This window comes from Streptomyces sp. CNT360, from assembly GCF_000424785.1.
The window spans coordinates 21634-33885 of sequence record NZ_AUKO01000032.1 but is presented as its reverse complement, the minus strand read 5'-3'; the positions used below and the strand labels follow the sequence as shown (position 1 = coordinate 33885).

General features: G+C 70.0%; 12 protein-coding genes. 1 reads left to right on the top strand and 11 read right to left on the bottom strand.

Features of this window, described 5'->3' with window-relative positions; translation table 11 throughout:
- Nucleotides 1–31: 31 nt before the first annotated feature.
- From H297_RS40455 to H297_RS0123580, 11 genes are read right to left on the bottom strand one after another with little or no spacing between them, the layout of a single operon-like run.
- Complete coding sequence (locus H297_RS40455; RefSeq protein WP_051352114.1) at nucleotides 32–1078, bottom strand: Gfo/Idh/MocA family protein; 1047 nt, start codon at nucleotides 1076–1078, stop codon at nucleotides 32–34.
- On the bottom strand, nucleotides 1075–1827 hold the full coding sequence (locus H297_RS0123625; RefSeq protein WP_027739076.1) for an SDR family oxidoreductase: 753 nt from the start codon (nucleotides 1825–1827) through the stop codon (nucleotides 1075–1077). The genes H297_RS40455 and H297_RS0123625 overlap by 4 nt, the downstream gene beginning before the upstream one ends.
- On the bottom strand, nucleotides 1824–2747 hold the full coding sequence (locus tag H297_RS38035; protein ID WP_051352113.1) for an NAD(P)-dependent oxidoreductase: 924 nt from the start codon (nucleotides 2745–2747) through the stop codon (nucleotides 1824–1826). Before H297_RS38035 ends, H297_RS0123625 begins: the two co-directional genes overlap by 4 nt.
- Nucleotides 2744–3625 (bottom strand): NAD(P)-dependent oxidoreductase, encoded by an 882-nt coding sequence (locus tag H297_RS0123615; protein WP_037795250.1) that lies wholly within the window; start codon nucleotides 3623–3625, stop codon nucleotides 2744–2746. The genes H297_RS38035 and H297_RS0123615 overlap by 4 nt, the downstream gene beginning before the upstream one ends.
- Nucleotides 3622–4266 carry a hypothetical protein gene (locus H297_RS0123610; RefSeq protein ID WP_027739074.1) on the bottom strand — a complete coding sequence of 215 codons (645 nt, stop codon included), beginning with the start codon at nucleotides 4264–4266 and terminating at the stop codon, nucleotides 3622–3624. The genes H297_RS0123615 and H297_RS0123610 overlap by 4 nt, the downstream gene beginning before the upstream one ends.
- Nucleotides 4259–5287: a hypothetical protein gene (locus H297_RS0123605; protein WP_027739073.1), complete on the bottom strand. Its 1029-nt coding sequence runs from the start codon at nucleotides 5285–5287 to the stop codon at nucleotides 4259–4261. Before H297_RS0123605 ends, H297_RS0123610 begins: the two co-directional genes overlap by 8 nt.
- 48 nt (nucleotides 5288–5335) lie before the next feature.
- Nucleotides 5336–6643 carry a DegT/DnrJ/EryC1/StrS aminotransferase family protein gene (locus H297_RS38030; protein ID WP_051352112.1) on the bottom strand — a complete coding sequence of 436 codons (1308 nt, stop codon included), beginning with the start codon at nucleotides 6641–6643 and terminating at the stop codon, nucleotides 5336–5338.
- Complete coding sequence (locus H297_RS0123595; protein ID WP_027739072.1) at nucleotides 6643–7971, bottom strand: FAS1-like dehydratase domain-containing protein; 1329 nt, start codon at nucleotides 7969–7971, stop codon at nucleotides 6643–6645. The genes H297_RS38030 and H297_RS0123595 overlap by 1 nt, the downstream gene beginning before the upstream one ends.
- Entirely contained in the window at nucleotides 7971–9200 is a 1230-nt protein-coding gene (locus H297_RS0123590; protein WP_027739071.1) for an FAS1-like dehydratase domain-containing protein, read from the bottom strand. Before H297_RS0123590 ends, H297_RS0123595 begins: the two co-directional genes overlap by 1 nt.
- Nucleotides 9197–10537, bottom strand: a complete 1341-nt coding sequence (locus tag H297_RS0123585; RefSeq protein ID WP_051352111.1) for an AMP-binding protein — start codon at nucleotides 10535–10537, stop codon at nucleotides 9197–9199. Before H297_RS0123585 ends, H297_RS0123590 begins: the two co-directional genes overlap by 4 nt.
- Nucleotides 10534–10773, bottom strand: a complete 240-nt coding sequence (locus H297_RS0123580) for an acyl carrier protein (protein ID WP_037795248.1) — start codon at nucleotides 10771–10773, stop codon at nucleotides 10534–10536. The genes H297_RS0123585 and H297_RS0123580 overlap by 4 nt, the downstream gene beginning before the upstream one ends.
- Before the next feature lie 281 nt (nucleotides 10774–11054).
- Between H297_RS0123580 and H297_RS0123575 the strand changes: the two genes are divergently transcribed.
- The gene (locus H297_RS0123575; RefSeq protein WP_158693723.1) at nucleotides 11055–12227 is read left to right on the top strand and encodes an LLM class flavin-dependent oxidoreductase; all 1173 of its coding nucleotides are present in this window, start codon (nucleotides 11055–11057) and stop codon (nucleotides 12225–12227) included.
- Nucleotides 12228–12252 lie beyond the last annotated feature (25 nt).

The following is a 12252-nucleotide window of genomic DNA, read 5'->3' as shown; positions in this document are numbered from 1 at the left end:
AAGCGGCTCCAGCGAGGGGCGGTCAGGGCGGTCAGACGGTCTGCACGGTGCCACCGGCGCGCACCGAACGGTAGGCGGCCTCGGCTACGCGTATCGCGTGCACGGCGTGCCCGGTGTCGACGGAGGGCGCTCGCCCGTCCCGCAACGCCCGCACGAAGTCCGCAGCGCCACGCGCCATCGACGACGCTCTCCAGGTGCGCGGCTCGGCGGGGACTCCTGCCAGTGGCACGCCCGGATCCAGTGCACCGTGATGAACGATCACCGGCGGATCACGCAACTGGTCGCAGATGATCGACGCGCGGTCCCCGTAGACCTCGAAACGTTCTCCCCAGGGGAGTTCCAGCGCGAGGCCCACCTCGATGCTGAAGAACGTGCCGCACTCCAGGGTCCCGGTGACCACCGCTCCGTCCTCGACCTCGACCCCGGGCAGGCGGTCGGTCGCCCAGTGCCGGGTGACCGCCTGCACCGAGGCGACCGGCCCGAACATCCAAGCCAGCACGTAGAAGAAGTGGGTGGCGGCGTCGAGGACGGCGGCGAAGCCCTGTTCCTGGCGTTTCCACAGCGCAGTGTCGTCCCGGTACTCGGGTACGGCACTGCCGTGGATGAGCCCGCGAACGAGGCGGGCCGGGCCCGGGCCGCCCCGCGCGATCACCTCCGCCACCTGCGTGTAGGACTCGACGAAGCGGCTGTTCTCCGAGACCGACAGCACGAGCCCGAGTTCGGTGGCGAGCGCCGCGAGTTGTTCCCCCTCGGTGGCCGTCGCGGCCAGCGGCTTCTCCACCGTGACGTGCTTCCCGGCGGTCAACGCGTCCCGGACGACCGGGCCGTGGAGGAGGTGGGGCAGCAGGACGACGACGGCGTCGACGTCCTCGCGGGCGAGCAGTTCGTGGTGGTCGAGGTGGCCGGCCACCCCGAGGTCGGCGGCCACCGGCAGCAAGGTGGCGGGGTCGGTGTCGCACACCGCGGTGATTTCGGCTTCGCCCGGCAGCGCCCGGTAACCGGCCACGTGATCGGCGCTCACCCGGCCGAGACCGATGATGCCGATCCGGACGACATCGCCGCGTGCTCCCCCGCTCATCGGGCCACCCACCCCGAATCGACGAGCAGGTCGGCACCGTTGACGTAAGAGGAGCCCCCGCCGGCGAGGAACGCGATCGCCGAAGCGATCTCGCCCGGGTCGGCCCAGCGCCCCAGCGACTGCTCGGCCTCGCGATCGGCCTTGACCTCGTCGAACGGCCGACCGAGCCGGCGTGCTTCGACGGCGATGTCCGAGCGCAGCATCGCGGTGTCGACCGAGCCCGGGGAGACCGAATTGACCCGGATCCCCAGAGGGGCGAACTCCCAGGCCAGCGCCCGGCACAGGGCAAGGATGGCGCCTTTGCTCGCGGCGTACACCGCGTGCTGGGTCTGCCCGATGTGCCCGGAGATCGATGCCACATTGACGATCGCGGAGCCCGGAGACATCCTGGCCGCCGCGTGGCGGCAGCACAGCAAAGTGCCGCCGAGGTTCACATCGATCACCCGCCGGTAGTCCTCCCACGCGGTGTCGAGGAACGGCTTCACCAGCACCGTCCCGGCGACGTTCGCCAGTACGCGCAGTTGCGCTCCGTCACGGGACAGCTCGTCGTCGAGCTCGGTGAAGAACTGCTCGACCTTCCCGGGATCGCTGACGTCGAGCGTGCAGGGCCTGATCCGGTCGTCGGTCGGCGCCTGTGGCCAGGCCAGATCGATCCCGTGGACCCGGTGGCCCGCCTCGGCGAGTGCGTGGGCGGTGGCTGCCCCGATGCCGCCCGCGGCTCCGGTGACGAGTGCGATGGTCGGGCTCACAGGTCCGCCTCCGGATTCCCGCGTCGAGGCGTGGGCCAAGTGGTACCCGCGCTTTCGGCGACCCACTCGACGAGGTGAGTGTAGTCCTCCGGGCCGTGCTCGGCGGTGAGGTCGCGCCACAGCGCACCGGCGCTTCCGGCGAGCGCGAGGTCGATACCCCGTCGGCGCGCCACGTCGAGGGCGACGTCGACGTCCTTGCTGTACTGACCGGTGGTGAAGCGGGCGTCGAACCGGCCGGTCAGCGCGAAGCGCGGGATCTGCGTGCGGGTTGCGAAGGACGTCGCGCTGCTCGCGTTGAGCACGTCGAGCAGGACCTCGACATCCAGCCCCTCGGCCAGACCCAGAGCGAGCCCCTCCGCGGCCAGCGCCAGGTTGGCCGCGGCGAGGAGGTTGTTGATGACCTTCGCGAGGTCGCCGGCGCCGGGGTGCTCGGAGACGTGGATGATGTTCCCGCCGATGATGTCGAGCACGGGCGTGGCGTCGGTGAGGTGCTCGGCCGGCCCCGCAGCCATGACCGTGAGAGTGCCGTTCTCGGCGCCGGCGACCCCGCCTGCCACCGGGGCGTCCAGGAACCGCACGCCCCTGTGCTCGGCCCGCTCTGCGAGCGCGCGGGTCGTGTCCGGGTGCGAGGAGCTCATCTCCAGCCAGATCGTGCCTGCCGCTGCCGCCGCGAGGACGTCGTCGCCGACGTCGCCGACCACACCGGCGTCGGGCAGGTAGCTGATCACCACCGCGGCGGTCTCGACCGCCGCAGCCAGCCCGTCACGTACGTCGACGCCGGCCGCGAGCGCCGCCTCGCGGGCCCCGGCACTGACATCGTGACCGCGCACCGGGTACCCGGCCGCGAGCAGCCGGCCCGATACCGCACGACCCATGTGCCCGAGGCCGAGGACGGCGACGGGCGCGCCCGCCGCGCTCACCGGTCACCCCGCACGGCCAGGTAGGTGGCCGCGTAGTCGTCCTCTCCGTGCCCGAGGGCGATGGCGCGGTCGAAGCCTTCGAGCGCGGTGGCCGCGGCGGTCATCGGAATCCTGTCGGCGGCGGCGTCGAGGACCAGGGCGAGATCCTTGCGGGCCAGGGTGAGGGTGAAGTCCGGCGGGAAGTTCTCCGCCGCCATGGCTCCGCCTTTCAGCCGCACGTAGGGAAGACTCACGCCGCCCGCATCGAGCGTGTCGAACAGAGTCTCGGGTTCGAATCCCAGGGCCCGGGTGAACGCGATCGACTCGGCCAGCACCTGGACCAGCGAAAGCAGCCAGCTGTTGACGGCGAGCTTGAGCCGGGTGCCCGCGCCTGCTTCGCCGACCCTCAGGACGGTCTTCGCGTAACTGTCGAGCAGCGGAGTCACACGGTCCAGGGCGCTGTCGGGCCCGGACGCGAGCACCACGAGCTGCCCCCGCTCGGCGGGGCCGCGGGTGCCCAGCAGTGGTGCGTCGACCAAGGCGATGCCGGCCTTCGCCGCCCGCTCGGCCCACACCTGTGTCTCGCCGACTCCGATGGTGCTCGACTGCACCCACACGGTGCCCTCGGCCGCCGCGTCGAGTACCTCGTTGGTCATGACGTCCTGGAGGCTGGAATCGTCGGCCAGGACGGTGAGGACGGCCTCGGCGCCGGCGACGGCCTCGGCGGCGCCGGCCGACACCGTGCATCCGTGCTCGGCCAGGGGCGCGGCGCGGTCGGCGGAGCGGTTCCACACGCGGACGTCCGCCACTTGCGTCAGGTGCCGGGCCATCGGGGCGCCCAGAGTGCCGGTGCCGAGCACCGCTACGGTGGGACGGTGGTCGGATGCTGATGACGTCATTGCTGCTCCTGGACGAAGAAGGGGCGTATGTCGGGGGCGCCGTCGAGCAAGGACCGCAGCCGTGCCGGGAACCCCCCGGGGTCCTGCTGGTGCAGCTCGACCAGGTCGGCTGCCGCACCGGTCAGGTTCAGTACGACGACGCGTCGCTGCCCATCGGGCAGGCCGAGCTCGGCGAGCCGGGCGAGGACCTTTCTGCGGTAGGCGTCGGCGCCCATGGGATAGGTGCCGGGGTCGTCGGGCTCGACGACGACTCCGATGAGATCCGCGCCGGCGAGGTGGCCGGCGCCGAGTACATCGATGTGGTCGGCACCCGGGAAGCCGACGGCTGCCACGCCGTTGTGCCAGGCGGTCCAGCAGGACGACTCGCCCTCGCACAGCAGGAGGTACCCGCGCTCGCGGGCGAGCCCGGGGACGAACGGCCGCCAGTAGGCGGTGCGTGGCAGATCCCGTTCCTCCCAGGTGGAGCTGGTCGGGCCCCCCAGGGTCCACCGGAACCGGTCGCGTACCGGCCTGCCGTCGGGGGAGAGGTACTCCTCCCGTACCCCGCCGCCGTCGACGTCGGTCACGCCGAAGCGGCGCAGGGCATCCTCGGGCAGGGCCTTGGCCCGGGCGAGGTCCGCGAGGCTGGTCCGCTCAGGCATGGTCGGTGGCGAGGGCCGACAGCGCGGCGCGCCCGTCGGGTACCTGTTCCTGCCAGTCGGTGAGCTTCTGGGGCGACTTCAGCAGCTGGGTGGCGGCCACCGGGAACCCGCCTTCGCCCCCGCGTGCGGCGACCGCTGCTATCCGGATGAGGTCGATGATCACGCCGGCGGCGTTGCTGGAGTCCTGGACCTGTAGCGAGATCTCCATGCGGACGGGCATGTCGGCCCAGCCCCGGCCCTCCACGGACATGTGTGCGATCTTGCGATCGTCGAGGTGGCCGACGAAACCGGCCGACGGGATCACCGTGACCGCATCGGTGTTGCTGATCTTCTGGCGCAGGGCCCGGTGCTTCGAGGCCTCCTTGTTCCCGCCGTGTTCGCGCAGGTTCTTGAAGTCGGCGTTGCCGCCGATGTTGAGCTGGTACGAGCCGGTCAACGTGATGCCGCGCTCCTCCAGCAGGGAGAGCACCGTGCCGTGGACGATCGAGCTGCCGATGTGGCTTTGCAGGTCGTCGCCCACCATCGGGATGTTCTTGTCCCGGGCCTCGGCGAAGAGTTCGGGCAGCCCGGCGATCGGATCGGGAGTGCAGTTGACCACCGCGACGCCCGCGTCGACCGCCGCGCGGCCGTACGCCGCGGCGACCTCGGGCAGCCCGGTCGGCAGTGAGTAGAGGAAGACCTCGGCGCCGCTGTCCCGCAGCACCTGCGCGACGGCGTCGATCTGGCTTTGGTCCGAGGGGTCGGCGATCCCGAAGACGACCTCGGGATCGTTGTTCAGACCCGGGATGTTCAGCCTCGGGTAGTTGTTCGGCTCGGCGAACATCGCGTCCGAGAGCTTCTTGCCGACCTTGTTCGGTGCCAGGTCGAAGACAGCCACCGCTTCGACGTCGGTGACGGAGATGCCGCCGAGGGAGGGGCGGGCGACACCGGGCAGCACCTCTGCGTCGAGCATCCCGTAATAGGTGACTCCCTGGAGCAGCGCGGAGATGTTGTTTCCGACGCCGGCGATCGCAAGCTTCATACTGCTCTCCTAGTTCGTGGGGGTACTGGAGGAGTCGCGGGTCTTCGCTCAGGCGATGTTGCGGGGCTGGGGGTCGGCGGGCAGTTCGAGGAGTTGGTCGAGGTGTGCGAAGACCTTGCGGACGGCCTCGACGTAGGACTCCATGAGCTCCGCGCGCTGTACGTACAGGGGGGTGAAGACGGCACCGAGGTTCACTGTCGAGTCGCAGATCCGCGATGCCGCGGGGAAGGCCTCGCGGTGCCACTCCGACAGCGGCTCGGCTGCGTTGCGGGGGTGCCAGACGGCGTGCCGCCGCCGGAACGCCGGCTGGGCCGGCACGGGCTGCGGCTGCCAGATGTTCACCGCGACGCCCTCGTCGCTCAACGCGTGCATGACCGTGTCCCTCAGGTCTCGGACATCGCCGTCGTACCCGATGGCCGCGGGGTCGAGCTGGACGGCGTAGCGCCAGTAGGACGCCTCGCGGTCCGCGTGCACGAACGGCGGGCGAATGCCCGGGAGTTCGCGCAGGCCGGCGTCGAGGATCGCTGCGTTCGCCATCGCCCGGGCGTTGAACTCGTGGAGCCGGGGAAGCTGGCTGCGGGCGAAGGCCGCCACCAGCTCCTGCCCGCGGTAGTTGTACCCGACTCCGTGCGACCAGTACGGGCGGATTTCGCCGGGCCGCACGTCCTCGCCGTAGAGGACCATGCGCCGCGCGACCAGTGCCCCGTCGTCGTCATCGGTCGTGAACAGGCCGCCCTCGCCGCCGGAGAGATTCTTCGAGACGTTGATGCTTGCCCCGGAGGCCGCGCCGAGGCCACCCGCCACCCGCCCCCGGTAGCGGATCCCGTGGGCCTGTGCGTTGTCCTCGACGACGGGCACGCCGTGGCGTGCGGCGACGGCGAGGATCTCGTCCATGTCGGCAGGCTGTCCGTGGACGTGTACCGCCATGATTGCGGCTGTCCGCTCGGTGATGCACGCCTCCAGCGCGGCCGCGTCGAGGTTGTAGGTCCGGGGATCGACGTCGCAGAACACCACGTCGGCACCCTGGTGCACGGCGGCGAAACCGGAGGCGACGAAGGTGAAGGCGGGCACCACCACTTCGTCACCCGCCTGCACCCCGACGGCGGCCAGTGCGGCGTGCAGCGAGGAAGTGCCGCTGCCGGTGCAGACGCAGTGGCGCACGCCGACGAGCTCGGCGTACTCCTCCTCCAACGCCCGCAGCTCCGGGGCGTTGGGGCCGGCCAGCACCCCGCGGGTCAGTACGCGGTCGAGGGCGCGCCGGTCGTCGTCGGTGATCTGCGGCCACGGCCGGTGGGCGTCCGCGGTGACGACCGGGCGACCGCCGAGCCGGGCGGGCAGATCAGTAGTAGTGGTCATCAGAACCACTCCGCCCGACGGTGGGTGTCGAACGGGACGTACGGTGGGCGGTCGTCGTGGGGCAGGGGGAGTTCCGGCGGCCCGAACTCCCGTGACGGCAGCAGGACGGAGCCGTAGCCGAGGCAGTGGACCTCCCCTCGCTGGTTGACACCGGTGATCTCGACGGCGACTGCGTGGTAGGACGCGGCGCGGCCGTGTTCGTCGTCGAGATCGAGCTGGTACTTGCGGCGCACGATCCCGGTGAACGTGACGGTGTCGCCGTAGAAGACCGGGCGGCGCATCGAGGTGTACATGCGTCGAACGAACGCGTCGTCGCCCGCCCAGTTGGTGAGCAGCCGCATCGGGATCTGGGCGCGCTGGACGCCGAAGTCGAACGGCAGCGGCTCGCACCGGTAGGCCGACAGGTGACGGTCCTCGTGCTCGTCGTAGGGCGTGTAGGGCCAGCCCGTGATCGGGTGGGTGCGGGCGAAGTCGGCGTTCTCCCGGCACCGCTCGTAGGCGGGACGGAACGCCCGCACCAGGCGCGTGCCGTCGAACGCGGCGATCAGGCCGTGGTGCAGCGACTGGTAGGTCATCTCGTCGCGCACGCTGTAGGGCGGCTGCACGATGGCGGGCAACTCGTCGTCCACCGAGACGTCTTCCCACCAGCGCGGCATCGCGCCGCGACGGGTCTCGCCCGCGAGCGCTGTCTCGATCGCGGCGATTTCGGAGTCGCTGTACTCGTAGGGCTCGTAGTCGTAGAACATGCGCTCGCCGAGCCGGTCGGGGGGCATGACGCGCCGCCCGCCCATCTGCTCGACCGGGATGTGCAGCAACCGTCCGTACGACTTCGCCTTGAGCTCACCGCGGTTGTCCCAGTAGAAGGTCTCGGAGTGGTGGGAGATCGTGCGGCCTTGGCGGCCACCGGCCACTACGAGCTCGCGTGGGATCTTCGAGGACTCGAACTGCATGCCCGGGCGCAGCACGTCGTAGAAGTCCCACGCCACCCCGGACAGGAAGTTCGCCACCGGGTAGCCGATGGCGCGCTGTGCGCCGTGATCGCCCGGGTAGCGCGCGTGCACGAGGATCGGACCTGGCGCGATGAGACTGCCGTGGCGGGTGCTCCGGGCGTAGCGGTCGTCGGTGTAGACCGGATTGTCGTCTCCGATGGTCGCGGCGTACCGGCTGATCGATTCGGGGGTGAGCAGGAACGCCGAGGGCACCGGCACCCTGCCGCGCGCGAGCGGAGCCGGGTGCGGCGGCGGGATGTCTTCCTGGCTCTCGTGGTGCAGGAGTTGCCGGCTGCGCGTCAGGAATTCCTCAAGGGCTTCGTCGAAGGTCTGCTGCATCAGGCGCTCCGCAGTCGGGGGGTGCCGGTCAGGGGCAGCTCCACGAAGCGGCCCGGTTCGGGGAGGAGCACGGTCGCGTCGGCGGTGAAGACGGTCTCGCCACGCTGGTTGGTGCCGCTGGTGGTGAGCAGCACCGCGTTCTGTTCGTCGCCGCCCGGCACCTCCTGGTGCCAGCGGTCGGTCACCCGGCCCGCGAGGTGGAGGCAGTCGCCGTAGAGCAGTGGCGTCGACAGATGCAGCCTCAGCCGCCACAGGAACCCGGTGTCTCCGCACCAGTGGGTGATGTGCTGGCCGGCCAGGGCGAAGACCAGCTCCGCCGGTGCGGCGGGCGCGCCCAGGCCACCTTCGTGCGACGCGGCCGAGTCGATCCACGCGTCGTGGCGGTCCCACCGGGTCCAGCCGGTTTCCGGGTTGCGACGCAGCCGTCCCGGCAGATTCGACAGCGCCTTCAGGTGCAGATTGCCCGCTTGTACCGAGCGTGCCTCGGCGATGGTCCACACGAACAGGTCGGAGAACGTCAGCGGTCCCTTGAGCAGTTCGGGCAACGATTCGCCGTGCTCGGTCTCGCTCCAGAAGCGCGGCCGGTGTCCCCGCCCGGACGGCTCGTTCTCCAGGCGCTCGACAAGGTCGTTCACGTCTGTCGCCGCGTACTGGTGGATCCCGCGCGCGGGCACGTCCCGCTCGCGGACAGCGACGGTGGCGCCGACATCGGCGATCGGCCGGCCATCGATGGTGTAACCGGTCTCGGTGACGATCCGGGTCGTGGCGGGCGACCCCGATTCATGCGCGACGTCGACGAGGGACGAGCGCGCCCCGAGCCGTGCGCCCAGCGGGATCCGGTCCCGCCACGTCGCCCGCATCGACTCGGTGCGCTCCACCAGGTCGTGTCCCGGCAAGGTGTCGAGTGCTCCCGAGGAACTCGGCCGGCGGACGGCGAGGACGAACGTCGGGGGTGCGAGCATCGTCCCGTGCACCGACCCGGCGCCGTACTGGACGTCCGTGTACAGCGGGTCGGTGTCGCCGGTCGCCTCGACGAAGCGGCTCACGTTGAGCCACGTGGCAGCACCGATACCGTCCTGGGTGTCGGGGGCGACGTGCCCGAGGTAGCGGGTGGTGGCCTCGGCCACCGCGGCAGGGGTGACCGTGGTCCGGGACACCGTGGCCGGATCGGGGTCCCGGCCGGCCGGAGTCGACGGCGGCTGAGCGAGATGGGGCTGGGTGTCGGTCACGAGCTCTGGACCACTCCTTCGGAGACGGCGGAGATGTCGATCTTTCCGGTGCCGGTCATGGGCAGCGCGTCGACTTCTTGGACCCGGAAGAACCGCGAGGGCAGCCCTACGTAATTCCCGATGTGCCGCGACAATTCCTCGGCACTCATACCACCGGGCCGTCTCTCGCGGACGATCACGACCTGTTCGTTGTGCTCGACGGCCACCATGGGACCGGCTTCACTCATGGCCCCGACGTCGTCGAGATTGATCCGGTAACCCGCGACCTTCGCAATTCTGCTCTTCCTGCCGACGAGGTAATAGAACCCGTCGTCATCCTGTTGCCCCAGGTCACCAGTGGGTAATGTGCCCCCGACGACATCTCCGAGCGCGAGATCGCCGTACGATTCGGCGTATCCCATCATGACGTTGGGACCCCGGTAGATCAATTCCCCGTCGTCGGCTGTCTCGAAATCCCCGTGCGGCACAGGCAGGCCGATTGTTCCCGCCTTCTCGACGGCTTGCCGCCAGGGGACCACAGACATCCGCGCCGTGGCCTCGGTCTGTCCGTACATGGAATAGAAACGACCGCCCCGGTCCTCCATCAGCGTGGCGTACCGGACAATGGCTTCCGCTGGCATACGGCCGCCGGCATGGGTCAGGGTGCGCAGGGCCGGAAGCGCCATGCGGGGAAATCCGATGCGGTCCAGAATCGTGAAGGAGAACGGTACGCCGGCGAAGCTGGTGCACCGGTGTTCGGCAACATCGTTCCAGAAGCCCCGGGTCACCACGCTGTGTGCCGAGAACACGACCGATCCTCGTGCCTGCAAATGCGAGTTGAGTACCGAGAGGCCGTAGGAGTAATGGAGCGGCAGGCTCTGCACGGCACGCCCCGTTTCGTCCAGATCGAGGGCGCTGCCGATCTGTTCGGCGTTGGCGTTGAGGGCACCGTGGCTCAACCGGACGTACTTCGCGTTCCCGGTCGAGCCCGACGTGGCGAGCAGTACCGCGAGGTCCGGGTGCACGTCGGGGGAGTGCTCGAACTCCTGGATCTGCTGGTGCGGGCCCACGACGAAGGCTGCACCGAAGCGTTCGACCAGCGCCGGGAGGAGTCCGGGCCGCTCGGCGTCGGCCAGCAGCACGGCGTGCCCGGCATGGAGGCTCGCGAGGTAGGCGAGCACCGTGTCCACGTCAGGACCGCAGGGACAGATCACCAGGGACTTCCGCGGTCGGCGTAACCCTTCCGCGAGAGCGGCCACGCGGTCGGCCAGTTCCCGGTAGCCGAGTACGCGGTCGCCACCGGCGTCCACCAGCGCCGTGGTGGGTGGCGGCTCCGCCATCCAGGACAGCACGGTCACGGCTGGTCCGCTTCCTTCTTGGCAACTATTTCGGCGGCCGTGCTGTAGCTGTCCAGCGCCAGGACCTCCTCCTCGTCGAATTCGACACCGAAGGCCTCTTCGAGCGCGACGACCAGGGAAAGGTGACCGAGGGAGTCCCAGTGCGGATGCCGCCCATAGCGCATGGCAGTCAGATCTGTATTCGGCGGCAGGTCGAGGCCCTTGTGAAATGCTTCGTTCAAGGTATCCGTACGCATAGCACTCCTTCGAATCCGACGGGCGCTCCCTCGAATCCGAGGAGCGCAGCCGGCGCGAGATGCCGATTAATCAGTGAGTACGTGCATCGGAGCCTGGACCCTCTACGAACCGCCAGGCATATGAAGATCGAATTCAATCGCCTGTCACTGACCACGTCAGCATCATCGACCTCGCTGATCAATCATGTCCTCGCCATGCGCTCGTCAAGGATTGGTAAAGAGGGTCGCGCGTTCACACCGGGCGGCGCTTCTAAGCATCGCCCCGAGTCGATGATCGGAGGTTGGAAAACATTCAGCCATTCTTTACCTGGCCCGGTCCTCTGGCCGGGAAGCTTTTGGTGTGCACAATGGGGAAACCGCCGTCCTGTGGGCCGCGCCTCGTCCAGGCGCGCCATTCGGCCGAAGCGACCGGTTGCGCCATTGCCCTGGTCATCACTCGGAGGAAAACCCACACCATGCGAGTCCTGGTCAAAGTGAGCGCATCGACCGACGTCGCGACCCTGCGCGAGCGGGTCGCGCGCTGGCTCGACGCCGGGATCGACGGCGTCGTCGCCGGCGACCACCTCTTCGGGGTCGCCTCGTCGACCGCGAAGTCGCCTGTGCACAGCCGCGTGGAGCCCTATGTACTGCTCGCCGCCGTGAGTGCTCTCTCCGACCGGCTGGACCTCGCAACGGTCGTGAGCAACTACACGGTCCGCCACCCGGTGCACGTCCTGCGGGAAGTTGCTCAGCTCGTTGCTCTGGCGGGCGCCGATCGCGTGTGGGCCGGGTTCGGGGCGGGCTGGAACGCGATCGAGTACGAGGCTGTAGGCCGGACGATGCCCCCGCTGGCCGACCGGCTCCGCGAGCTCGACCGCACGGTGGGGCTCGCCCGGGCGTTGTTCGCCGGTGAGGTCGCCACCGAGGACGGTGTCGCGGCGGAACTGCCGCTGTCACCGGCGGTGGCGACCGCGCCGCGGTTCCTCTTCGGCGGGGGCTCGTTGGGCCTGTTGGAGCTGGCCGCCCGGCACGGCGACCACCTCGACGTGAACACGCCTCCGGGCATCGAGCCGCAGAGCGCCTCACGATCGGGCCGACGCGCACGTGACTGCGACACCCGCCGTCGGCTGCTCACCCCGGTAGCGGCTGTCCGGGACCACGCCCTTCGTTGGCGCGAGCTGCGGCGCGCGCTCGGCCGCGAGGATGCCGGCACGACATCGGTGACGCTCAGTTCTCTGCGCCTGTGCGGGCGTGAGGAGAAGACCGAGTACGCCGAGCGGTACGCGCGGGCGCTCGGCGTGCCTCGTATCGACCTCGACGACTGCGCCTACGCCCTCGTCGGTGAGCGCGACGAGCTTCGCGAGCGCCTGGCACAGCGCTATGCCGACGGACATCTCGACTGGCTCGTCGTGCCCGACGGCGAGGATGCGCTTCGCCTGCGAGAGGAGGTGCTGGCACCGGCCGGCCTCGGCTGACCCTCGCACCGCCCAACGACCTCGC

Excerpts from the sequence above, each read along its gene's own strand:
- H297_RS0123615 (WP_037795250.1), bottom strand. The coding sequence starts at position 3,625 with ATGACGTCATCAGCATCCGACCACCGTCCCACCGTAGCGGTGCTCGGC.
- H297_RS0123580 (WP_037795248.1), bottom strand. The coding sequence starts at position 10,773 with ATGCGTACGGATACCTTGAACGAAGCATTTCACAAGGGCCTCGACCTG.
- H297_RS0123595 (WP_027739072.1), bottom strand. The coding sequence starts at position 7,971 with ATGCAGCAGACCTTCGACGAAGCCCTTGAGGAATTCCTGACGCGCAGC.
- H297_RS40455 (WP_051352114.1), bottom strand. The coding sequence starts at position 1,078 with ATGAGCGGGGGAGCACGCGGCGATGTCGTCCGGATCGGCATCATCGGT.
- H297_RS0123605 (WP_027739073.1), bottom strand. The coding sequence starts at position 5,287 with ATGAAGCTTGCGATCGCCGGCGTCGGAAACAACATCTCCGCGCTGCTC.
- H297_RS0123610 (WP_027739074.1), bottom strand. The coding sequence starts at position 4,266 with ATGCCTGAGCGGACCAGCCTCGCGGACCTCGCCCGGGCCAAGGCCCTG.
- H297_RS38030 (WP_051352112.1), bottom strand. The coding sequence starts at position 6,643 with ATGACCACTACTACTGATCTGCCCGCCCGGCTCGGCGGTCGCCCGGTC.